Here is a 21673-nt window from a genome sequence, read left to right as displayed (position 1 = left end):
GGCCGAATCCCGAAGTCCGCTGGTCACGGGGGTGGCTGACGGGACCTCAGTGACACTTTGACGTTTCTTTACAACCCGGCGGCGGGCCGCGTCGTCTCTGTTCGCGATTCCCCGGTCCGGGCGGTTCGGACCGGTCGGCGCCCCTGCCGGAGGCGGCGGCCCGCGGGAAAGAGGAGGGAGCAGGACATGCGCAGCAGTTCACTGGCCGCCGGTGCGGCGGCCGTCGCGGTGGCCGCGCTCGGCGTCGTCCCGGCGACCGCTTCGGCGGCCGCCCCGGTCCGCGACACGAGCGGCACCCCCATGTGCGCCACGTCGCAGCTGACCGCCTCGCTCGGCGACAGCGAAGGTGCGGCGGGCAGCCTCTTCCGGAACCTGGTGCTCACCAACCACAGCGCCACGGCGTGCCACCTCACCGGGTTCCCCGGGGTGTCGCTGCTGGACGGCGGCGGCAAGCAGATCGGCCTGCCGGCGACGCGTGAGCACGAGGGCTACCGGTCCGTGGTCCTGCGGCCGGGCGGCACGGCGAGCGACACCATCCACACCATCAACCACATGGGCGGCTGCCTGCCGACCTCGGCGAGCCTGCGCGTCTACCCGCCGGGCAACCGCGCCTCCCTGGTCGTCCCCGCGAAGATCGCCAACTGCGACAACCTGTTCACCATCACGCCGCTGGCCGCCAGCTCCGCCGGCAACCCGGTCGGGTCCGGCCCCACCGGCGGCAGCACTCCGACGCCCTCGCCCACCAGTTCCGGCCGTCAGGTCACCGCGGTGCCGAGCGGCGCGCCCGACACCGGTCTGGCGGCGTCCTCGTCCGGCGGGACCGGCGGCGCCGCGGTGGCGCTGGTCGCCGGCGGCGTGGTCGTGGCCGGCGGACTCGGCGCGGCGGCGGCACGGCGCCGCAGGTCCCAGGCGCGGGCCCGGGGCTGAGCGTTGAGCCACTCCCCCGTGCGGCTCGCGCTGGCCGCGGCCGCGGTGGCGCTGGTGTGCGGCTGCACGCCCACGACCGGGGCGGCGGTCCCGACGGACGGCGGTTCCGCGGCGGTGTCCTCACCCGCCGCGGGATCCGCCGGCCGCTCGGCGACGGCCGGCACCCCCTCGGCGGCCGCGGCAGGGCCCATGCCTCGGTCGCTGCCGGCGCGGCTGCGCATTCCGTCCCTCGGCGTCGACACGTCCGTGATGACGCTGGGACTGGCCCCGGACGGGACGGTCGCGGTGCCGCCGATCGCCGCGCACGCCCCGGCCGGCTGGTATAAGGGCTCCCCGACCCCGGGTGAGACCGGCCCGTCGGTGATCCTCGGGCACGTGACGGTCGGGTCGTACGGCGACGGGGTGTTCCTGCACCTCAAGCGCATGCGGCCGGGGCAGCGGGTCACCGTCACCCGGCAGGACGGCTCCGTGGCCACGTTCGCCGTGGACTCGGTGCAGACCGTCTCCAAGGCCCACTTCCCGACGGAGGCCGTGTACGGGAACGTGGACCACCCGGCGCTGCGTCTCATCACGTGCGGAGGCACCCGGATCAGCGGGGGCGGCGGCTACACGGACAACGTGATCGTCTACGCCTCGCTGGTCGCGGGCTCATGATCGGTGAGCACGCGGCCGCGGGTACCGTCAGCACGACACGAGTGAGGAGAGCGGCCATCCGGTCCCAAGAGCGCGCCGCCGCCGAGCTGTTCACGGCCCTGTATCCGCGGCTGGCGGGATGGGTCCGGCGGCTGGTCGACGACGACGGGACCGCGCACGAGATCGCCTCGGAGGCGTTCACCCGCCTGTGGGCGCGGTGGACCAAGGTCGAGGAGCCCAGCGGCTTCCTCTACGTCACGGCGGCCAACCTGGTCAGGGACCACTGGCGCAAACTGGAGCGCGAACGGCGTGCGTTGCGCCGGGTCACCACGGAGGAAGCGTTGAGGCCGCAGCCGCAGGAGTCGGACCCGTCCGTGCGCATGCTGGTCCAGTCCCTGCCGGAGCGGCTGCGCAACCCGGCGCTGCTGTACTACTACGCCGATCTGCCGGTGCGCGAGGTGGCGGCGCTGCTGGGCCGCAACGAAGGGACCGTCAAGGCCGATCTGCACGCGGCCCGCGAACTGCTCCGCGCCAAGCTCGGGGGTCAGCATGACCGTATTTCCTGACGACCACCGCGACGGCGACCTGAACGGGCCCGAGGGCGGCGGGACGCCCGACCCGCTGGAGCGGCTGCTGCGGCCGCCCGCGGAGTTCCTGGCGGTGCCGCCGGGCGCGTTCGAGCAGATCCGCCGCCGCGCTACACGGCGCCGCCTGCTGCGGGCCGCGGCCGGCGGGAGCGCCGCGGTGGCCGTGGTGGCCGGGGCGCTGTACTTCGCGGGGTCGCCGGCCTCCGGCGGGGCGGACGAGCGGGTCGGTCCGCCGGCCAGCCAGACGCGGGCCACGAGCCCCCGGCCGGCGACCAGCGGTCCGGCGACGCACAGCCCCACGGCACGGCCCACGGACGGCTCGCACACCTCCCGGCCGCCGGCCGGCGGTCCGGGTACGGTCACCAGCCCCGCCGGGACCGGCACGGCCACGCCGTCGCCCTCGGACACCGGCGGCACGGCCACCCCGATGTGCACCGCGGACCAGCTCACGCCGTCGCTCGGCGGCGGGGACGCCGGAGCGGGCAACCTCTACCGGTACCTCGTGGTCACCAACCACAGTGCGACGGCCTGCCATCTGGCGGGCTACCCGGGGGTGTCGCTGCTGGACGACGCGGGGCGGCAGATCGGCCGGCCGGCGGACCGCGACCCGCGCTCCTACCAGCCGGTGGTGCTGCAGCCCGGGGCGTCGGCGAGCGACACGATCCACACCGCCAACCAGATGGGCACCTGCCAGCCGGCGTCGTCGAAGCTGCGGATCTATCCGCCGGGCAGCAGGGCCTCACTGGTCTTCGCGGGCCAGGTGACGATCTGCGACGACCAGTTCACCATCACGCCGTTCACCGCGGGCACCACGGGCAATCCGCCGTCGTGACCGGACGGCCCCACCCGGCACGGCAGCCCGGGGTTTTGCCTCTGAGGTAAGAAGTTTGCCTCTGGGGTACAGGTGGCTGTTCCATGGAAGCCATGGACACAGCGGACGGACCCGGCCCGGCGGGGGCGGAGGACCTCGTCCTGGCGCCGCGCCTGCGGGAGCGTCGCCGGGGCAGCGGACTGACCCTGGAGACCGCCGCCGCGCGGCTCGGCCTGTCGGCGGCGCATCTCTCCCGCCTGGAGTCCGGGCTGCGGCAGCCCTCACTCCCGGTCCTGCTGGGGCTCGCGCGCCTCTACGGCACGACCGTCGCGGACCTGCTGGGCGAGACGACCGCCGAACCCGACCCCATCGTACGCGGCGACCGGATGACCCCGGTGCCCGCGGGCGGCTGGACGTACTGGCGGGCGGGCGGCACCGGGCGGGCCATGCAGGCCCTGCGGGTGCACATCCCGGCGGAGTCCCAGCGGGCGCTGGTGCGGGTGCACCCGGGCGAGGAGTGGCTGTACGTCACCGGCGGCGTGCTGGAGCTGACGCTCGGGGAGCGCACGCACCGGCTCGAGGTGGGCGACTCGGCGCACTTCGACTCCCTGGTCCCGCACCGGCTGGCCGCGGCGAGCGCGGGCGGCGCGGACCTGCTGTTCGTCCACACGCTGATGCAGAGCGAGACGTCCGGGCTGTGCATCGGGCCCGACCAGGCCACGAGGATGCGAGGAGAGCGGCGATGACGGCGAACGAGACAGGACCTGTCCGGGTACCGCGGGTAAGGGCGACCACCAACGGCAGCGAGCGGCGCAAGGAGAAGGGCGTCCGGTTCCGCGTGCTGGTCTACGTGGTGGTGGCTCATGTGATGGCCTTCTACCTCTGGATGATGTTCGCCGTGGTCGGCAAGCACTGACCATCCGGCCGCCGGCTCCACGGACTGACACGGCGCCTGCCGCCGCCCCCGAAAGGCGGCGGCAGGCGCCGTTCCGCTGTGCCGCTGCACGGCTGTGCGGGGTCAGCCGTCGGCGGAGCCGTTCCCGGACAGCACCGGGATGTCGTCGAGGATGTGCGAGAGCGCCTCGTCGCCCTTGGCCTGCGTGGAGTCCTCCGCGCACTGCTGGTTCTGCGGGTCGGCCAGCACGTTGACGTCCTGGACGGTGATCGGGACGGCGCCGATCAGCGAACCGGCGTTGACCTTGGCCGGCACGCCCAGGCACAGCTTGTTGAGCGAGCCCTGGACCAGCCCGAGCTGCGGGCTGAGCTGTCCGCCGGTGGACGTGTTGCCGTAGGCCTGGGTCGCCCCGTTGCCGTTGACGGTCGTGGCGTCCTGGTCGTTGCCGAGCGCCGAAGCGGTGCCGGCACCTCCGGTGAGGACGGCGGCGGCCAGGCCACAGGCGGCCAGAGCAGTGCGGGTACGCATATCTCTCCTATCGATGACGAAACTGCGAAAGCGGGAGAAAATTACCGTCCGGGACCGGTGCGGGCACGGGTTCACCCGATCGTCGGCGGGCCGCGCTTCCGCGACCCCACGGCGTGTCGCTCGTGCGAGTGAATGCACACTGGGCTCGAACCGGTGACGGTACGTACGGTGGGGGTGCGGCAAGCGGTTACCGCCGGCCCGTCCCCACGTGGGGGATGACGGGGAAGGAGGCAGCGTGCTGCGACGCAGGGGAAGCGCTCTCGGCACCGGCCGTTCCGCTTCCGGCGCGGGCGCGACGGCGGTCCAGCAGCGTTCGGCCCCGCTGCTGCTGACCGTGCTGCCGTACGCAGTGATGGCCGTGGTGGCACTGGTCGACGGCGTCGCGGGGGCGAGCGTGGGCCTGCTGCCGCTGGTCGCGCTCGGCCCGGCGTTCGCCGGTCTGGTGGGCAGCTGGGGGCGCACGGTCGTCGTCGGCGCACTGGCCGTGGCGGTGGTATGCGCTCTCGGCGTGGCCGACGGCCTGTTCGCGGAGCGGCGCGGCTTCGCGGCGGTCGGCGCCGTGGTGGGGGTGACGGTGGCCGGCGTCATCGCGGCGGTGACCCGGCAGCGGCGCGAGGCGGAGCTGGCGAACGTCCGGTCCATCGCCGAGGTGGCGCAGCGTGTCCTGCTGCGCCCGGTGCCGCGCAGCGCCGGGCATCTGCGGACCGCCGTGTCGTACACCTCGGCGGTCGCCGAGGCCAGGATCGGCGGCGACCTGTACGAGGTGGTGGCCTCGCCCGCGGGCGTGCGGGTGATCATCGGCGACGTGCAGGGCAAGGGCCTGGACGCGGTGGAGACGGCCGCCGTGGTGCTGGGCGCCTTCCGGGAGGCGGCCCACGACGAGAAGTCCCTGGAGGGCGTCGGCGAACGCGTGCAGCGCGCCGCCGACCGCACGATCAGCGGTGAGAAGTTCGTGACGGCGCTGATGGCCGAGATCACCCCGGCCGGGGATGCCACGGTGCTCAACTTCGGGCACCCGCCGCCGATGCTGGTGCGGGCCGGCGGAGCGGTGGAGTTCCCCGAACCGCCGGCGTACGCGCTGCCGCTGGGGCTCGGCATGCCCGAGGGCGACCCCCCGGAGCCGTTCTCGGTGCTGTTCCGGCCCGGCGACCAGATGCTGCTCTACACCGACGGGGTGACCGAGGCCCGGGACGGCGGCGGCGCCTTCTACCCGCTGCGGGCGCGGGCCGCGCTGCTGGCCGACGGCGACCCGCAGAACGCCCTGGAGGCATTGCGCACCGACCTGATCCGCCACGTCCGCGGCCCGCTGCACGACGACGCGGCGATGCTGCTGCTGCGCTACCGCGAGGGAGGGGCGACCGCGCCCACCGCGGGCGGCGAGGACTGACCGGCCACCGCGGCCGGCGCGGCCCGGGCTCCCACCGGCCACCGCGACCGCCGGCGGGCGTGCGGGGCCGGACGTCGAGGGTCAGCGGCAGTCGGGGTGGCCCCAGCCGTCGGCGTTCTTGGTGATCTCCTCGCCCGCGGCGTAGGAGCGCCCGCACCGGCAGCGGCCGGGGTACTTCGCCTTGAGGGTGCGCGGCGGGCCCGATGCGGCGCGGCCGCCGGACGCGGACCGGCTGCTCGCCGTGCCGCTCCCCGCGGCGGCCGCGGCCCTGGCGGGCCGGGCGGACTTCTTCGGGGTGTCCGGCGACGGCGGCGGCTCGGCCGACCCCTGCCCGCTGCCCGCGGGCTTCTGCGTCAGGGCGGCCTGGCTGGCCGCCCGGTCCGCGAAGTCGTTCAGGCGGTCGCCGCCCACCTGGTGCGCGGGCACGTACCGGAACTCGACGCTCCGGTCGGCCAGCAGCGCGTCGATCCGCACCACCAGCTCCTGGTTGGCCACCGGCTTGCCCGCGGCGGTCTTCCAGCCCTTGCGCTTCCAGCCCGGCAGCCAGGTGGTGACGGCCTTCATCGCGTACTGGGAGTCCATCCGGATCTCCAGCGGCACGCCCGGGTCGACCGCGGTGAGCAGGCGCTCCAGCGCGGTCAGTTCGGCCACGTTGTTGGTGGCGGTGCCGAGCGGGCCGGCCTCCCATCGGTCGGGGTCGCCGCCGCCGTCGGCGATGACCCAACCCCAGCCGGCCGGTCCCGGATTTCCCTTCGATGCCCCGTCACACGCGGCGATGATGCGCTCAACCACGACACCGATCATGCCAGCCCGCGGGGGCGGGCGTGACCTCAGTCCTGTCCCATGGCGCCGTGGGCGGCCTGCTCCCGCAGCTGTTCCTGGGTGAGATAGGCGTCGGTGTACTCGAAGTCCCGCAGGGTGGCGGGGGTGCGGGCCTGGAAGCCGGTGCGGACGAAGTCGTCGCCGGCGACCGCGTTGAGCAGCCAGTTGGTCATCACCCGGGCCTTGGCGACGTTGGTGCGCAGCGCGCTCCAGTGGTAGCCGCGGGCCACCGCCTGGGCGGGCATGCCGCGCAGCTCGATACCCAGCGGCTTGGACACCGCGTCCCGGCCGCCGAGGTCGACGACCAGGCCCAGGTCCTTGTGGGTGTAGGCCTTCAGCGGCTGCCTGCGCAGGGTGGCCAGCACGTTCTCGGCGACCGTCCTGCCCTGCCGCATGGCGTGCTGCGCGGTGGGCGGGCAGACCGCGCCCTCCTGCTCCTTGGCCAGGTCCGGGACGGCGGCGGCGTCGCCGAGTGCGAAGACGCCGTCGTAGCCGGGCACCGTCATCTCGGGCGTGACGACGAGGCGGCCGCGCGCGGTCTCCGCGCCCAGGGTCGCCATCAGCGGGCTGGCGACGACGCCCGCGGTCCAGATCAGGGTGCGGGTGGGCACCACCCGCCCGTCGGTGAAGGTGACCTCGTTCGGGCCGGCCTTGTCGATGGACACGCCGAGGGAGATCTCGATGCCGCGGTCGGTGAGGATCTTCTGGGCGCTGCTGCCGAGCTTGTCGCCGAGCTCCGGCATGAGCCGGGGGGCGATGTCGATGAGGTGCCACTTGATGAGGGCGGGGTCCAGCCGCGGGTAGCGCTTGACGGCGGCGCTGGTGAGCCGCTGGAGGCAGGCCGCGGTCTCGGTGCCGGCGTATCCGCCGCCGACCACCACGAACTGCAGCCGCGAGATGCGCTCGGCCTGGTCCTGGCTGGCGTCGGCGAGGTCGAGCTGCGAGATGACGTGGTCGCGGACGTAGGCGGCCTCGGCCAGCGTCTTCATGCCGCGGGCGTGCTCGACCAGGCCCGGGATGTCGAAGGTGCGGGTGATACTGCCGGGCGCCAGCACGATGTAGTCGTAGGGCTCGTTGACGAGCTCGCCCGTTATCTTGCGGACCACGCAGACCTTGGCCTTGGTGTCCACACCGATGGCGCCGCCGGGGATGATCCGGGTTCGGTGCCGGCTGCTGCGGCGCAGGGACAGGGCGATGGACTGGGGTGTGAGGATGCCGGAGGCGACCTGCGGCAGCAACGGCAGGTAGAGCTGGTAGGAGAACGGGGTGACGAGCGCGAGATCGGCCTCGTTGGCGGACAGCCTGCGCTCGAGGCGGCGCACACAGGCCACCCCCGCGAATCCGGCTCCCACCACGAGGATCTTCGGTCGTGCCACGATGTCCGTCCCTTCTTCGGGTCCAGGCGGTCGTGTCTGTCCCCTGCCCACGGTCCGCGGCCTCGCACATCCTGGTCTACCCCGGGGTCCCAGCGCCCGCCAGCCGGAAGGGGCCGGGCCGGGGTGCCGGCGCCCTGCCCGCACGGGCCCGCGGGGCGGTGGAACCGGGCGCCGGCCGCCGGGGGTTCAGCCGGCCAGCACGTCGCCGACGGCCGCCACGCCCTCGGTGATCGCCCGCTCGCCGACGTTGCCGAAGCCCAGCACGAGCCGGGCGTCGCCGGGGCCGGCCGGCGCCGAGCGGTTGGCCGCCATCCCGTAGAGGCCGACGCCGCGGGCCCGGGCCGCCGCCACGACCTCGTCCTCGTCGCGGCCCGGGTCCAGGTGGGCGACGGCGTGGAAGCCGGCGGCGAGGCCGGTGAGCCGTACTCCCGGGGCGTGCGCGGCGAGCGCCGCGACCAGGGCCGACCGCCGCGCGGCGTAGAGCGTCCGCATGCGGCGCAGATGCCGGTCGTAGCGGCCGGACGCGATCAGCCGGGCCAGCGCGAGCTGGTCGAGGGTGGGCGAGCCGCGGTCGTCGGCGGCCTTGTGCGCGACGACGGCGTCGAGGAGGGCCGGCGGGCACAGCAGCCAGCCGAGCCGCAGCGCGGGCGCCAGGGACTTGCTGACGGTGCCGACGCCCACCACGCGGTCGGCGGCGAGGCCCTGCAGCGAACCGACCGGCTCGCGGTCGTAGCGGAACTCGGCGTCGTAGTCGTCCTCGACGACGAAGGCGTCCCGGCGCCGGGCCCAGGCGATCAGCGCCCGCCGGCGCCCGGCGGCCATCACGACACCGGTGGGCCACTGGTGGGCGGGCGTCACCAGGACCACCCCCGCGCCGGTCGCGTCCAGGGCCCGGACGTCGATGCCGTCCTCGTCGACCGGCACCGGCACGGCCGTCATCCCGGCCTGTGCGGCCGCCTGGGACGTCGCTCCGGGAGCGCCGGGGTCCTCAAAGGCCAGGGTGCGGACGCCGCGGCCGGCGAGCGCGCGCAGGACCAGCGCCAGGCCCTGGGCGTACCCCGAGCAGATGACGGTGCGCCCGGGGTCGGCCGCCGCGGCCCGCACGCGCCGCTGGTACCCGGCGACCACCTCGCGCAGTTCGGCGGCGCCGTGCGGCGTCCCGTAGTCGAGGGCGGCGGTCGGCAGTGTCCGTCCGGCCTCGCGCACCGCCCACAGCCAGTCCGTGAGCGGGAAGGCGCCCAGGTCGGGCACGCCGGTGCGGAAGTCGGCGATGAGCCGCGGCCCGGGCGGCGCTGCGGCCGCCGCGACGCCACCGGATGGGGCCGCTGCGGCGGGTGCGGCTGCGGGCGGCCCGGTCGCGGCCCGGGAGGCGGCGGGCTGCGGGCAGGCGCGGGCCGCGACGGTGGTGGCGGCGCCGACGCGGCCGGCGAGGTAGCCCTCGGCCTGGAGCTGGGCGTAGCACTCCTGGACCAGGCCGCGGGACACGCCCGTCCCGCGAGCCAGTGCGCGCGAGGACGGCAGCCGCTCCCCCACCTGGAGGCGGCCGGCTCTGATGGCGTCCCTGATCTGGCGTTCCAGCTGCGTGCGCAGCCCTTCCGTGCTCTCCCGGTCGAGGGTGAGCAGCAGCTCCGGCGACAGACCGGACCACTCCAGCGGCATGGAAATGGAGCTTATCGGGGGGCCGGTGGACTTCTACCGTCGACGGCATGACCACTTCACCCGGCGGTGCGCCCGCCGCCACCGCCTCCGGCACCGCCGCCGCGGGCGGCGCCCCCTCCGCCGCCCCGCCGTCCGCACCGGCCCGCCCGCCGCTGGTGACGCGCCAACTGCTGCTGCGCTTCCTGACGGTGATCGGCGCGTCCGCGAGCTTCTTCCTGCTGCTCTCGGTGGTTCCGCTGTACGCCCGGCGGGGCGGCGGCGACGCGGGGCTGGCCACCGGCGCGCTGATGCTGGCCACGGTCGCCGGTGAGCTGGTGACCCCGCGGCTGGTCGCCCGGTTCGGCTACCGGGTGGCGCTGGCGGCGGGGCTGGTGCTGCTGGGCGCGCCCGCCCTGGTGCTGACCGCTGGGCACGGCATGGTGTGGATCGCCGGGGTGTGCCTGCTCCGCGGGCTGGGCTTCGCGCTCACCGTGGTCGCCGGCGGCGCGCTGACCGCGTCGCTGATCCCGGCCGAACGGCGTGGCGAGGGGCTGGCGCTGGCCGGCATCGTGTCGGGGGTGCCGTCCCTGCTGGGGCTGCCCCTGGGCGTCTGGCTGGCCACGCACGTGGGGTTCACCCCGGTCTGCGTGGCCGGCGGCGTGGCCGCGCTGGCCGCGGTCGTCGTGGTGCCGGCGCTGCCCGCGCGCGAGCGCACGGCGGGCCGGGACGCCGGGGTCGTCGCCGGCCTGCGGGCCGGCCCCCTGGCCCGGCCCACCGCGGTGTTCGCGACCACCGCGTTCGGTGCCGGCATCGTGGTGACGTTCCTGCCGCTCGCGGTCCCGGCGTCGATGTCCGGGCTGGTGGCGACCGCGCTGTTCGCCCAGCCCGCGACGGCCACGGTGGCCCGCTGGTTCGCCGGGCGCTTCGGCGACCGTCACGGTCCGGCGCGCCTGGTGCTGCCCGGCCTGCTGGCGTCGTCCGCCGGGCTGCTGGTGACGGCGTGGACGGACAGCCCGGCGGCGGTGCTGGCGGGGGTGGCGCTGTTCGGCGCCGGCTTCGGCGTGACGCAGAACGCGACGCTGACGCTGATGTACGCGAGGGTGCCGGAGTCCGGCTACGGGACGGTCAGCGCGCTGTGGAACGTCGCCTACGACGGCGGGATGGGCCTGGGGGCGGTGGGCTTCGGCGCGGTCGCGGCTGCCACCGGCTACCCGGGCGCCTTCGCGCTCGCCGCGGCCGCGATGCTGTCGGCCCTGGTCCCGCTGCTGCGGGACCGCTGACCTGGGCGGCGGGGGCGTGCGCCCGGCGGCGTGGGCGGGCGGCGCCCCTGTCCTTGACAGCGGCAGCGGATGCTGATTCTTTAGCCTGGACGTCGGACCGAACGGTCGGTCGGGTCGGGGGCGAGCGCGAGGGAGAACGTGATGAGCGGCGGCGACACGGCCCGGCGACGGCCTGCTGACGGCGTACCGGACGAACTGCTGGACGCCGCCGAGCGGTTGGACCGCGACGAGCTGCGCGCCCTGCAACTGGAGCGCCTGCGGCGCACGTTGCGCCTCGCCTACGACCATGTGGAGCTGTACCGGCGCAAGTTCGACGCGGCCGGGGTCGACCCGGACGACTGCCGGACCCTGGCCGACCTGGCCCGCTTCCCGTTCACCACCAAGGCGGACCTGCGGGACAGCTACCCCTTCGGGATGTTCGCGGTGCCGATGTCCGAGGTGCGGCGGCTGCACGCCTCCAGCGGCACCACCGGCCTGCCCACCGTTGTCGGGTACACCGAGCAGGACCTGTCGACCTGGGCCGACGTGGTGGCCCGGTCGATCAGGGCGGCCGGCGGCCGGCCCGGGCACAAGGTCCATGTGGCCTACGGCTACGGCCTGTTCACCGGCGGGCTCGGGGCGCACTACGGCGCGGAACGCGCGGGCTGCACCGTCATCCCGGCGTCGGGCGGCATGACGGCCCGGCAGGTGCGGATCATCCAGGACTTCGAACCCGAGATCATCATGGTCACGCCGTCCTACATGCTCACCCTCCTCGACGAGTTCGAGCGCCAGGGCGTGGACCCGCGGAGCACGTCGCTGCGTGTGGGGATATTCGGCGCCGAGCCGTGGACCGAGGTGATGCGGGCGGAGATCGAGGAGCGGTTCGGCATCGACGCGGTGGACATCTACGGGCTGTCGGAGGTGATGGGCCCGGGCGTCGCCCAGGAGTGCGTGGAGACCAAGGACGGCCTGCACATCTGGGAGGACCACTTCCTGCCCGAGGTCGTCGACCCGTTCACCGACGAGGTGCTGCCCGAGGGCGAGAGCGGCGAGCTGGTCTTCACCTCCCTGACCAAGGAGGCGATGCCGGTGATCCGCTACCGCACGCGGGACCTGACCCGGCTGCTGCCCGGGACCGCCCGCCCGGCCTTCCGCCGGATGGAGAAGGTGACCGGGCGCAGCGACGACATGATCATCCTGCGGGGAGTCAACGTCTTCCCCAGCCAGATCGAGGAGATCGTGCTCCGCACGCCCGGCGTGGCGCCGCACTTCCGGATCGAACTGTCTCGGCGCGGGCGCCTGGACCACATGACCGTCGCCGCGGAGGCCCGCGCGAACACGGGCCAGGAGCAGCGGACGGCCGCAGCGTCGGCGATCGCCCAGGGCATCAAGGACGGCATCGGCGTGACCGCCGAGGTGAGCGTGGTCGATCCGGAGACGCTGGAGCGCTCGGTGGGCAAGATCCAGCGGGTCAAGGACCTGCGGCCGCGCGACTGAGGCAGCGCGCGGCCGTCGGCCCGCCGTCCGGGGCGCGGGCCCCCGGCGTGACGCGACGCCCCGGACGGTCCGTGTCAGTCGATGTCGACCGGTCCGTCGGAGGAGCCGTTGCGGCCGTCGGTGCCGCCGCGCGGGTTCTTGCCCCCGACGTAGCCGCGCAGAGCCACGGTGCCGGGTCCGCCGCCGTTACCGCCGCCGTCCTCCCCGTTGAGGTTCTTGCGGACCGAGTCCAGGATCGTCAGGCCCTGGCTCACCAGGCCCGCCGCGATCTCGCTCAGGCCGTCGGCGCCGTTGAGCACGTTGACGTTGGCGCCGGCCAGGCCCGCGGACGCCTCCTTGACGATCTGCGGGAGCTGGTCGATCAGCATCCGCTCCAGGGCGACACGGTCGTGCGAGGCGGCCGCGGCGGCCTGGATGCGCATCCGCTCGGCGTCGGCGACGGCCAGCACCCGGATCCGCTCGGCCTCGGCCTCGGCCGGCTTGACGATCTCGGCGACCAGCTCCTGCTGGCGCAACTCGGCGGCGCGCAGAGCCAGTTCGGTCTGCGCGGCGAGCACCTCCTGCTGGGCGTGCGCCTGGGCCAGCGGTCCGGCCTGCGCGGCCTGGGCCTGTGCCCGGTCGACCTCGGCGTTGTACTCGGCCTGCACGATCGCGGTCTGCCGGGCGTACTCGGCCTGGTTCCGCGCCGCGGCCTGCTGGGCCTCGACGGCGGCCTGGGTGGCCTGCGCCTGGGCGATCTGCGCCTGCCGCTGGATCGCGGCCTTGTGCGGCGCGGACATCGCGTCGATGTAGCCGGTGTCGCCGTCGTCGATCGACTGGATCTGCAGCGAGTCGACGATCAGCCCGATCTTGGCCATCTCCGCCTTGGAGGTCTCCAGGACCTCGGTGGCCAGCTTCTGCCGCTCGGTCACGATCTCCTCGACGGTCATCGAGCCGATGATGGACCGCAGGTGACCGGCGAAGACCCGGCCGGTCAGGATCGACATCTGGTCCTGGTCGGAGAGGAACCGCTGGCCGGCGTTGACGATGCTCTCGTGGTCGTTGCCGACCTTGAAGGCGATGACCGCCTTGACCGTCAGCGAGATGCCCTGCTTGGTCACGCACCGCTCCGAGACCTCGGCCTCACACATCGCCAGGGTCAGGAAGCGGGTCTTGCGGAAGATCGGCAGCACGAACTTGCCGTGCCCGGTGACGACCCGGAACGGCGCACCCCCCAGCCCCCGCCGGCCGCCCGAGATGAGCATCGCCTCGTCCGGTGCGGGAACGCGATATCCGAACATCCTTCGTCTCCTTCGTGTGCGCGGCTCAGCCGGCCGGCGCTTCGAGCGGGTCGAGCCATTCGATGACGTCCACCTGGCGACTGCCGCGGGACTCCACCACGAGCACCGCGGAACCCGTGGGCAGAGGCGCGTCGGACCAGGCCAGGAACGCCTCGGTGCCCCCCCGGACGCTCACCAGCACCTCGCCGGGGCCGTCCGGCCCCCGGGTGCCGACCAGCAGCCGTCCGCTGCAGCCGATCACAGCGTCGTCCCGAGCCATCAACGGCCGCCCCTCGTCTCGTGGATTCCCGAATCTCCGACCCTGACCATCCTCCCACCTGCGACGGCTGCCAGGAGGCCGCCGTCGCTACCCAATACGCGTGCCGGGGGCCGCCGGTTCCAGCGGCGCCACGGTCCGTTCCGCGGTCCCGGCGCGCCGGATCGGCCCGTGTCGTGCCAGGGTGAGGACAACAGGCAGGAGAGTGAGGAGGCTGGATGTTCCGGGGGTTCACAGCGCCCTGGTCGGGGCGGACCGAACGCGAGGGTCCGTCGCCCACGTCACCGTGGGCGTTCATCCGTACCGAGACCGGCAGCGCGGCGGTACTGCTGGCGGGGACGCTCGTCGCACTGGCATGGGTGAACATCTGGCCGCACGGTTATGCCACCGTGTGGGCCACCCGGCTGTCGGTCGAGCTGGGCGGGCACGGCGTGGACATGGAGCTGCGCGACTGGGTGAACAGCGGCCTGATGACGTTCTTCTTCCTCGTCGTGGGGCTGGAGGCACGGCGTGAGTTCGACATGGGCGAGCTGCGCGACCGGCGCCGCATCCCGCTGCCCATGCTGGCCGGCATCTGCGGCATGGTGGTGCCGGTGCTGCTGTACCTGGCGGTGAACGCGGGCCGCTCCACCGCGCACGGCTGGGGCGCCGCGATGTCCACCGACACCGCCTTCGCACTCGGCATGCTGGCGCTGCTCGGCTCGCGCTTCCCCCGCCGGCTGCACACCTTCATCCTCACCGTGGCCGTCGTCGACGACTTCGTGGCGCTCGCGGTGATCGCCGTGGCGTACAGCGAGCACATCTCGTGGACGCCGCTCTTCGTGGGCATCGGGACGCTGCTGGTGACGGGGGTGGTGCGCAGCACCGGGGTCCGCCGGGGGGCGGCGTACCTGGTGCTGGGCGTGGTGGCGTGGGTGGCGTTCGTCCACTCCGGGGTCGACCCGGTGGTGGTCGGCCTGATCATGGGGATGATGGCGTACGCCTATCCCGCGCAGCGGGACGCCCTGGAGCGGGCCAGCGGGCTCTTCGTCTCGTTCCGTGAGCAGCCCACGGCCGACCTGGAGCGCGAGGCGCGGCTGGGCATCGCCTCGGCGGTGTCCCCCAACGACCGGCTGCAGCGGATCTGGCACCCGTGGAGCAGCTATGTGATCGTGCCGCTGTTCGCGGTGGCCAACTCCGGGATCCAGATCAACGGCTCGGTGCTGGCCGCCGCGTTCACCTCGCCGATCACGCTGGGCGTCCTGCTGGCCTACGGCGTGGGCAAGCCGATCGCGATCGTGTCGACGTCGGCGCTGGCGACGCGGCTCAGCCACGGCCGGCTGCGACCCCCGGTGGGCTGGGGAGCGGTGCTCGGCGGCGGCACGATCGCCGGGATCGGTTTCACCGTCTCCCTGCTGATCGCCACCCTGGCCTTCCACGGGCAGCAGCTCGAGCAGGCGAAGATCGGCGTGCTGAGCGCCGTGGTGCTCGCCATGGTGGACACCACCCTGGTCGCGCTGGTCATCGAGCGGATGCCGGATGCCCGCCGGGCCCGGGCGCTGCTGGGCAAGGCGCAGTCGGTGGTGGACCTCACCGACCCGGTGGACCCCGATTCCGACCACGTGCGCGGGCCGATGGACGCGCCGGTGACGATCGTGGAGTACGGCGACTACGAGTGCCCCTACTGCGGGCAGGCCGAGAGCGTCGTGCGGGAGCTGCTCTCCGACTTCGGCGACGTGCGCTACGTGTGGCGCAACCTGCCGCTCAACGACGTCCATCCGCACGCGCAGATGGCCGCGGAGGCCGCCGAGGCGGCCGCGTTCCAGGGCAAGTTCTGGGAGATGCGGGACCTGCTGTTCGAGAACCAGGAGGCGCTGGGCGTCAAGGACCTGCTGCGCCACGCCGAGGAGATCGGCCTGGACGTGGACAAGTTCCGCGAGTCCCTGAAGCAGCGCAAGGGGGCGCCGCGGGTGGCCCGTGACGTGGAGTCGGCGGACCTGAGCGGAGTGTCGGGCACACCGACGTTCTTCATCAACGGCCGCCGCCACCACGGCGCCTACGACATCGACAGCCTGTCACGCGCGGTCGTCGCCGCCCGTGACCGCGCCCTGCTGCTGGGCGGCGGCTGAGCCCGCAGGCTGCGGGGAGCGGGACCGGCGCGGGCCGGAAGTGGACGCGGCCGAGCGCGGAGGCGGGGCGGTCGGGCGGGTGCCCGGTCCGCCCCGCCGTGTCGCCGGGACGCCGCCGGTCAGGGTTCCTCGGGCCGTACGACCTTGGGCATGCCGGGGTCCTGGTGACCACCGCTGGCCATCATCCGCACCTCGCCCTCGGGGCTGATCTCGGCGCGCACGATCCCGGAGTCGTCCTCGTAGATGGGGTAGCCGCCCGCTCCTGATCTGTCGGTGCGATGCACGACGATGGTGTCGTCGCCCGCGGCGGGCGCACCGAAGACCAGTTGGAAATGTTCGGGGTAATCCATGCATTGCCTCCCGACCAGGTCCGGAGGGGCGCGGCGCCCCTCCACCCGTCTCGCGGCCTCACCCATCATCCCCCGCACCCGGCCCGTGCGCACATCCCGGTCACGAAGAGTGACCGGGCGCTCTCGGTCGAGCAGTCTCGCCTCGTAACCGGCGGCCACGAGCCGACGGCGCGGTGCGCCGTCGCCGCCGGAAGACTCCCGCGCGCGGCGGGGCCGGCGGATCGTCCGGCGGGCTGGGGCCGGGGACGATCGGTGGATCCCGGCATCCAGCGATCGGTTGATGCCGGCCGTCAGCCCGGCAGGGCGCGCAGCCGGCCGGCGGCCTCCTCCACGGTCGCGGCGACCGGGACGCCGGGCGGAGGCGGCGGGCGCCGCACGACCAGCACGGGCAGGCCCCGCTCGCGGGCGGCGGTGAGCTTGGCGGCCGTCGCGCTGCCGCCGCTGTCCTTCGTCACCAGGACGTCGATCCGGTGGTCCCGCAGCAGCCGCAGCTCGTCGTCGACGCCGAACGGGCCCCGGGCGAGCACCAGATGGTGGTCGCGCGGCAGCGGCACGGCCGGCGGGTCGACCGAGCGGATCAGGCAGAACACGCCGGTGTCCGCGAAGACGGCGAGGTCCTGGCGTCCCACGGTGAGGAAGGCCCGGGCGCCGAGCGAGGGCAGCAGCCCGGCCGCCTCGGCGAGGGTGGCGGCGGGGTACCAGCGGTCGCCGGGGCCCGGCGTCCAGCCCGGGCGGCGCAGGGCCAGGAGCGGCACCCCGGTGGCCGCGGCCGCCGCGGCGGCGTGGCCGCTGATCGCGGCCGCGAACGGATGCGTGGCGTCGACCAGGGCGTCGACCTGTTCGGCGCGCAGCCATTGCGCCAGGCCCTCCGCTCCCCCGAACCCGCCGCTGCGTGTGCGGCCGGGAGCGGGCAGCGGGGAGGCGGTGCGCCCGGCGAGGGAGAGGGTCACGTCGAACCGGGCGTCGCCGTCGAGCAGCGCGGCCAGCGCCCGTGCCTCACCGGTCCCGCCCAGGACCAGCACCCGCCGCACCGCCCGGCCCGTCGCCTCCGACGCGTGCGCCGCCGCGGGTTCGCGCCCGGCGCCCGTCCCGGCTGTCCGGGGCCCCGTCGTCGCGGGTCCGTCGGCGTCCCGGTCCCGGGCGCCGCTCAGGACCGGTCGTCCCGGGCGGCGGGGCGCCGCAGCAGGTAGGTGTCCATGATCCAGCCCTTGCGGGCCCTGGCCTCCTCGCGGACCCGGGTGATGTGGGCGGCGAGCGGCTCGTCGAGCAGGCCGGAGACGAGGATCTCGTCGGGGGTGCCGAGGTAGGCGCCCCAGTAGATGTGCAGGCCCTGCCCGGCGAGGGGGGCGAACGCCCGGCGGGCGTCGAGCATCACCACGACGTCGTCGGCGCCGTCGGGCAGTCCGCCCTCGGCGAGCCGCCGCCCGGTGGTGATCTGCACGGGGCGGCCGACCTGGTTCAGCCCGGTGCGGTGGCGCGCGGTGAGCGAGGAGACGCTGCTCACGCCGGGCACGACGGTCCAGTCGAAGTCCACCGTGCCGCGGGCGTGGACCTCCTCCAGGGTGCCCAGTGTGCTGTCGTAGAGCGCGGGGTCGCCCCACACCAGGAACGCGCCGCACGCGCCGTCGGCCAGCTCGTCGATCAGCAGCCGCTCGAAGACGTCGGCGCGACGCCGCCGCCAGTCGTCCACGGCCGGGGCGTACCCGGGCGTCGCCGCGGTCCGGTCGCGGTCGGGGTCGCGGGCGACCACCACGCGGTGCGGGCGGTGGGCGTGCTCGGCGAGCATCTGCTCGCGCAGGGCGACGAGTTCGGCCTTGTCCTCGCCCTTGTCCAGCAGGAAGAAGACGTCCGTCGCACCGATCGCGCGGACCGCCTGCAGGGTCAGCTGGTCCGGGTCGCCAGCGCCGATTCCGATGACCTGGATCTGTTTCACGGACCGGAGTCTGGCACAGGCGCGCGCCCCGGGCGCACTCCCCTGCCCTCCTCTTGGGACGCATGACAGCAGGTCGCCGAGGGTAGAGCTGAGTCGGACCGGCTTATTGCGACCGAGTTGCAACTAGTAATGTGATGCGCGAGTGACCGCCATGCCGCGACGACGGAGGACGACAGGATGACCACGACCATCGAGGGCCAGGCCGCGGACGGCTCCCGCCGGCGCCGCGCCGCCCTGTCGATGTCCCGGGCGGAGTGGACGCGGCTCGGCGGCATGGCGGCGTTCATCGTCGCCCTGCACGTGATCGGCTGGTTCACCCTGGTGGCCATCGTCGCACCCGAGCACTACAGCCTCGGCACCCGCTCGTTCGGCATCGGGATCGGTGTGACGGCCTACACACTGGGCATGCGGCACGCCTTCGACGCCGACCACATCGCGGCCATCGACAACACGACCCGCAAGCTGATGGGTGAGGGCAAGCGCCCGCTGTCCGTGGGCTTCTGGTTCTCGCTCGGGCACTCCAGCGTCGTCTTCGCGCTGGCCTTCCTGCTGTCGCTCGGGGTGCGCGCGCTCGCGCACCCGGTCGAGGACGACAACTCGGGGCTGCACAACGTGACGGGCTGGGTCGGCACCACCGTCTCCGGTGCGTTCCTGTACCTGATCGCCTTCCTCAACCTGATGATCCTGGCCGGGATCTGGAAGGTGTTCCGGCGGATGCGCCACGGCGACTTCGACGAGGCCGCGCTGGAGGAGCAGCTGGACAACCGCGGCTTCATGAACCGTCTGCTGGGCCGGGTGATGAAGTCGATCACCAAGCCGTGGCAGATGTACCCGCTGGGCCTGCTCTTCGGGCTCGGCTTCGACACGGCCACCGAGATCGCGCTGCTGGTGCTGGCGGGGTCGGGAGCCGCCTCCGGCCTGCCGTGGTACGCGATCCTGTGCCTGCCCGTGCTGTTCGCGGCCGGCATGTGCCTGCTGGACACCATCGACGGCTCGTTCATGAACTTCGCCTACCAGTGGGCGTTCTCCAAGCCGGTCCGCAAGGTCTACTACAACCTCACCATCACCGGCCTGTCGGTCGCGGTGGCCCTGCTCATCGGCACCGTGGAACTGCTCGGGCTGGTCGCCGACAAGGCCGGGCTGCACGGCGCCTTCTGGGACTGGGTCGGCGGCCTGGACCTGAACGTCGTCGGCTACGTCATCGTCGGGCTGTTCTTCGCCACCTGGGCGATCGCGCTCGCGGTATGGAAGTTCGGCAACATCGAGGAGAAGTGGTCGGCGGGCCTGCGCCCGGCCGAGCAGCGGGCCGACTGACCGTGGCCCGGCGGGCGTTCGCCGCCCTCGGCCCGGACAGCGGGCCGGCGGCCGAACGCCCGGGCGGCCCGGGCGCCCGTTCAGCGCGCTCTGAGCGCCGTCACCACCGTGGCGCCGCGCTCGTCGTCCTCCGCGACCCGCGCGTCCAGGCCGCCGTCGCGCGCCACCGCCACGGCCCGCGGCGCCTGCCGCTCGCTGACCTCGAAGAGCAGCCCGCCGCCGGGCGCCAGCCAGTCCCCCGCCCCGGCCACGACGCGCCGCAGGACGTCGAGTCCGTCCGCGCCGCCGTCGAGGGCGATGCGCGCCTCGTGGTCGCGGGCCTCGGCCGGGAGCAGGGCCACGTCCGAGGTCGGAACGTAGGGCACGTTGGCGGCCAGCAGGTCGATGCGCCCGCGCAGGTCTGCGGGCAGCGCGGCGAACAGGTCGCCCTGGTGGACGGCGCCACCCGCCGGCTCGACGTTTCGGCGGGCGCAGGCGACCGCGGCCGGGTCCAGATCGGCGGCGTGCAGCTCGGCGGCGTCCAGGTGCGCGGCCAGCGCGACACCGATGGCGCCGGAGCCGCAGCACAGGTCGACGACGACCGGCGGGCGGTTCCGTGCCCGCTCCCGGACGAGGGCGAGTCCGCACTCGACGAGGAACTCGGTGCGGCGGCGCGGTACGAACACGCGCTCGTCCACCGCGATCCGCAGCGACATGAACTCCGCCCAGCCCACGACGTGTTCGAGGGGCAGGCCGGCCGCACGGCGGGCGACCCCGGCCGCGAGGTCGGCCGGGTCCCGGGCGGCGTCCATCAGCAGCCGCGCCTCGTCCTCGGCGAACACACAGCCCGCGGTCCGGAGCACCGCGGCCACCTCGTCGGGCGTCGGGTCCGGCGGCAGACCGAACGGCTCGGGGGACGGCGGCGACTGCGGCTGTGGTGAGGGCGAGGCGGGCTCCGGCATCGGGCGCCGTGGCGACGACGCGAGCGGTTCGGGTGGGCGCGCGCCCGGTGTGCGGTCCGCGCGAGTCACAACCTACCCCAGCGGTGTCCGGCCGCCCTCAGTGTGCGGGCGCGGACCGGGTGTTCGCGGAGGCCCGGCCGCCTCGGGCCGCCCCGGACCGCTCCGGGCCACTCCGGGGGCGACGTCCCAGGGGGTCAGTAACGCTGGGCCTGGGCGACGCGCGGGAAGAGCGGCTTGTCGACGTCCTTGATGCTGAAGGCGACCGGGGTGGCCTGCTTGCCCGCCCCGACGTCCTTGGCGCCGACCACGGTGGAGTCCACGACCTTGCCGTCGGAGTCGGCGAACTCGACCTTCACGGCGAACGACGCGGTGGAACTGCCGTGGTTGGTGATGGTGACCACGACGGCGTGCAGGCCGCCGGTCTCCTTCTTGGGCAGCCCGCTCAGCTGCACGTCCTGCGTCGCGTTGCCCTTGCCGTGGACCCCGGCGAGCGCCGCCTTGGCCGCCGCCTCGTCGGCGGTGGCCCGCGCCTCGACGGAGGCGGCGAAGCTGGACGCGGCCGCGCCTGCCGACGAGGCGGCCTCCGACGCCTCGGACGCCGCCGAGGACGCGGCCGACGCGGCCTCGGACGCGAGGGACTCCAGGTCGGACGGCAGCCCGCCGGTGAGGTTGGCCGACGCGGGCGGCGGGGGCGTGGTGGATCCGCCGGAGTCGCTGCCGGAGCTGCCGCAGGCCGTCAGTGCGGCGAAGCCCCCGGCGGTGAAGGCGACGAGAGCCGCGGCGGTCACGGTGCGCAGCCGGGTGCTCGTTCCTGCGGGTGCGGACGATCGGCTCATCGGTGCCCTCCTGGATCGGCAGACGGTCCCCACGCTGCGGGCAGCCGCGCCGGGCCGCAGCCCTGGTGGGTCCGGGCGGGTGACGGCACCCGGCGGGAGCGGCCCGAAGGCGCGCCGAGGCGGACGGCGAACCCGCAGGTGGGCGGCCGCTGCGGCTGCGGAAGTCGGCTGGGTGCGCTATCCAGGAAGGGACAGAGCGGCGTCCGCCGCGCCTTGCTCGGCTCTCCGCGGCGGTCCCCTCCGCGGTCGCCCCGCGGCTGCCGCAGCCGTCGCCGGAAAGGTGTCCCCATGG

At 74.5% G+C, this 21673-nt stretch carries 22 protein-coding genes; 11 read left to right on the top strand and 11 right to left on the bottom strand.

The window, feature by feature from the left end; translation table 11 throughout:
- Positions 1-186: 186 nt before the first annotated feature.
- From K7862_RS12135 to K7862_RS12110, 6 genes are all read left to right on the top strand, one after another.
- A complete protein-coding gene (locus K7862_RS12135) occupies positions 187-927 on the top strand; it encodes a DUF4232 domain-containing protein (protein WP_222962504.1) in 741 nt (246 codons plus the stop codon).
- Between the two features lie 3 nt (positions 928-930).
- Positions 931-1581, top strand: a complete 651-nt coding sequence (locus K7862_RS12130) for a class F sortase (protein ID WP_262412999.1) — start codon at positions 931-933, stop codon at positions 1579-1581.
- A 41-nt stretch (positions 1582-1622) separates the two neighbouring features.
- Positions 1623-2126: an RNA polymerase sigma factor gene (locus K7862_RS12125; RefSeq protein ID WP_308011941.1), complete on the top strand. Its 504-nt coding sequence runs from the start codon at positions 1623-1625 to the stop codon at positions 2124-2126.
- Positions 2110-2979 (top strand): DUF4232 domain-containing protein, encoded by an 870-nt coding sequence (locus K7862_RS12120; RefSeq protein WP_222962502.1) that lies wholly within the window; start codon positions 2110-2112, stop codon positions 2977-2979. Before K7862_RS12125 ends, K7862_RS12120 begins: the two co-directional genes overlap by 17 nt.
- 92 nt (positions 2980-3071) lie before the next feature.
- A complete protein-coding gene (locus K7862_RS12115) occupies positions 3072-3704 on the top strand; it encodes a helix-turn-helix domain-containing protein (protein ID WP_222962501.1) in 633 nt (210 codons plus the stop codon).
- Positions 3701-3874 carry a DUF6126 family protein gene (locus tag K7862_RS12110; RefSeq protein WP_222962500.1) on the top strand — a complete coding sequence of 58 codons (174 nt, stop codon included), beginning with the start codon at positions 3701-3703 and terminating at the stop codon, positions 3872-3874. Before K7862_RS12115 ends, K7862_RS12110 begins: the two co-directional genes overlap by 4 nt.
- Before the next feature lie 102 nt (positions 3875-3976).
- On the opposite strand, the gene K7862_RS12105 is transcribed toward K7862_RS12110, so the two are convergent.
- The gene (locus K7862_RS12105; RefSeq protein WP_222962499.1) at positions 3977-4381 is read right to left on the bottom strand and encodes a rodlin; all 405 of its coding nucleotides are present in this window, start codon (positions 4379-4381) and stop codon (positions 3977-3979) included.
- Between the two features lie 352 nt (positions 4382-4733).
- On the opposite strand from K7862_RS12105, the gene K7862_RS12100 reads away from it, so the two are divergent.
- Positions 4734-5768: a PP2C family protein-serine/threonine phosphatase gene (locus tag K7862_RS12100; RefSeq protein ID WP_222962529.1), complete on the top strand. Its 1035-nt coding sequence runs from the start codon at positions 4734-4736 to the stop codon at positions 5766-5768.
- Positions 5769-5849: 81 nt separating this feature from the next.
- Here the strand turns inward: K7862_RS12100 and K7862_RS12095 are convergent, their stop codons facing one another.
- The 3 genes from K7862_RS12095 to pdxR all read right to left on the bottom strand — a co-directional run bounded on the left by K7862_RS12095 (position 5850) and on the right by pdxR (position 9625).
- Positions 5850-6572: a ribonuclease H family protein gene (locus K7862_RS12095; RefSeq protein ID WP_222962498.1), complete on the bottom strand. Its 723-nt coding sequence runs from the start codon at positions 6570-6572 to the stop codon at positions 5850-5852.
- A 26-nt stretch (positions 6573-6598) separates the two neighbouring features.
- On the bottom strand, positions 6599-7966 hold the full coding sequence (locus K7862_RS12090) for an NAD(P)/FAD-dependent oxidoreductase (RefSeq protein ID WP_308011940.1): 1368 nt from the start codon (positions 7964-7966) through the stop codon (positions 6599-6601).
- 186 nt (positions 7967-8152) lie between these two features.
- Positions 8153-9625, bottom strand: coding sequence for a MocR-like pyridoxine biosynthesis transcription factor PdxR (gene pdxR / locus K7862_RS12085; protein WP_222962497.1), 1473 nt, complete (start codon positions 9623-9625; stop codon positions 8153-8155).
- Between the two features lie 47 nt (positions 9626-9672).
- Here pdxR and K7862_RS12080 point away from each other — a divergent pair, with 47 nt between their 5' ends.
- Both K7862_RS12080 and paaK read left to right on the top strand, forming a co-directional pair.
- Positions 9673-10884, top strand: coding sequence for an MFS transporter (locus K7862_RS12080; RefSeq protein WP_262412998.1), 1212 nt, complete (start codon positions 9673-9675; stop codon positions 10882-10884).
- Positions 10885-11025: 141 nt separating this feature from the next.
- Positions 11026-12363, top strand: coding sequence for a phenylacetate--CoA ligase PaaK (gene paaK / locus K7862_RS12075; RefSeq protein WP_222962496.1), 1338 nt, complete (start codon positions 11026-11028; stop codon positions 12361-12363).
- 74 nt (positions 12364-12437) lie between these two features.
- On the opposite strand, the gene K7862_RS12070 is transcribed toward paaK, so the two are convergent.
- Together K7862_RS12070 and K7862_RS12065 are read right to left on the bottom strand one after the other, a co-directional pair.
- Positions 12438-13643 (bottom strand): SPFH domain-containing protein, encoded by a 1206-nt coding sequence (locus tag K7862_RS12070; RefSeq protein WP_222962495.1) that lies wholly within the window; start codon positions 13641-13643, stop codon positions 12438-12440.
- 25 nt (positions 13644-13668) lie between these two features.
- A complete protein-coding gene (locus K7862_RS12065) occupies positions 13669-13902 on the bottom strand; it encodes an NfeD C-terminal domain-containing protein (protein ID WP_222962494.1) in 234 nt (77 codons plus the stop codon).
- 215 nt (positions 13903-14117) lie between these two features.
- Here K7862_RS12065 and nhaA point away from each other — a divergent pair, with 215 nt between their 5' ends.
- Complete coding sequence (gene nhaA / locus K7862_RS12060) at positions 14118-16007, top strand: Na+/H+ antiporter NhaA (RefSeq protein WP_222962493.1); 1890 nt, start codon at positions 14118-14120, stop codon at positions 16005-16007.
- Positions 16008-16126: 119 nt separating this feature from the next.
- Here the strand turns inward: nhaA and K7862_RS12055 are convergent, their stop codons facing one another.
- The 3 genes from K7862_RS12055 to cobF form a co-directional block, all read right to left on the bottom strand.
- Positions 16127-16357 carry a DUF6296 family protein gene (locus K7862_RS12055; RefSeq protein WP_222962492.1) on the bottom strand — a complete coding sequence of 77 codons (231 nt, stop codon included), beginning with the start codon at positions 16355-16357 and terminating at the stop codon, positions 16127-16129.
- Between the two features lie 290 nt (positions 16358-16647).
- Positions 16648-17379 (bottom strand): cobalt-precorrin-6A reductase, encoded by a 732-nt coding sequence (locus tag K7862_RS12050; RefSeq protein ID WP_222962491.1) that lies wholly within the window; start codon positions 17377-17379, stop codon positions 16648-16650.
- A gap of 125 nt (positions 17380-17504) precedes the next feature.
- Positions 17505-18290, bottom strand: coding sequence for a precorrin-6A synthase (deacetylating) (cobF, locus tag K7862_RS12045; protein WP_222962490.1), 786 nt, complete (start codon positions 18288-18290; stop codon positions 17505-17507).
- A gap of 177 nt (positions 18291-18467) precedes the next feature.
- Between cobF and nicT the strand changes: the two genes are divergently transcribed.
- Positions 18468-19604, top strand: a complete 1137-nt coding sequence (gene nicT, locus K7862_RS12040) for a Nickel transporter NicT (protein ID WP_262412997.1) — start codon at positions 18468-18470, stop codon at positions 19602-19604.
- An 80-nt stretch (positions 19605-19684) separates the two neighbouring features.
- On the opposite strand, the gene K7862_RS12035 is transcribed toward nicT, so the two are convergent.
- Both K7862_RS12035 and K7862_RS12030 read right to left on the bottom strand, forming a co-directional pair.
- Positions 19685-20545, bottom strand: a complete 861-nt coding sequence (locus K7862_RS12035; protein ID WP_222962489.1) for a putative protein N(5)-glutamine methyltransferase — start codon at positions 20543-20545, stop codon at positions 19685-19687.
- 194 nt (positions 20546-20739) lie between these two features.
- On the bottom strand, positions 20740-21381 hold the full coding sequence (locus tag K7862_RS12030; RefSeq protein ID WP_222962488.1) for a hypothetical protein: 642 nt from the start codon (positions 21379-21381) through the stop codon (positions 20740-20742).
- Positions 21382-21673: the final 292 nt, after the last annotated feature.

Source organism: Actinacidiphila acidipaludis, from assembly GCF_019890725.1.
Classification (GTDB): Bacteria; Actinomycetota; Actinomycetes; order Streptomycetales; family Streptomycetaceae; genus Actinacidiphila; species Actinacidiphila acidipaludis.
This window is presented reverse-complemented; position numbering and strand designations above follow the sequence as displayed.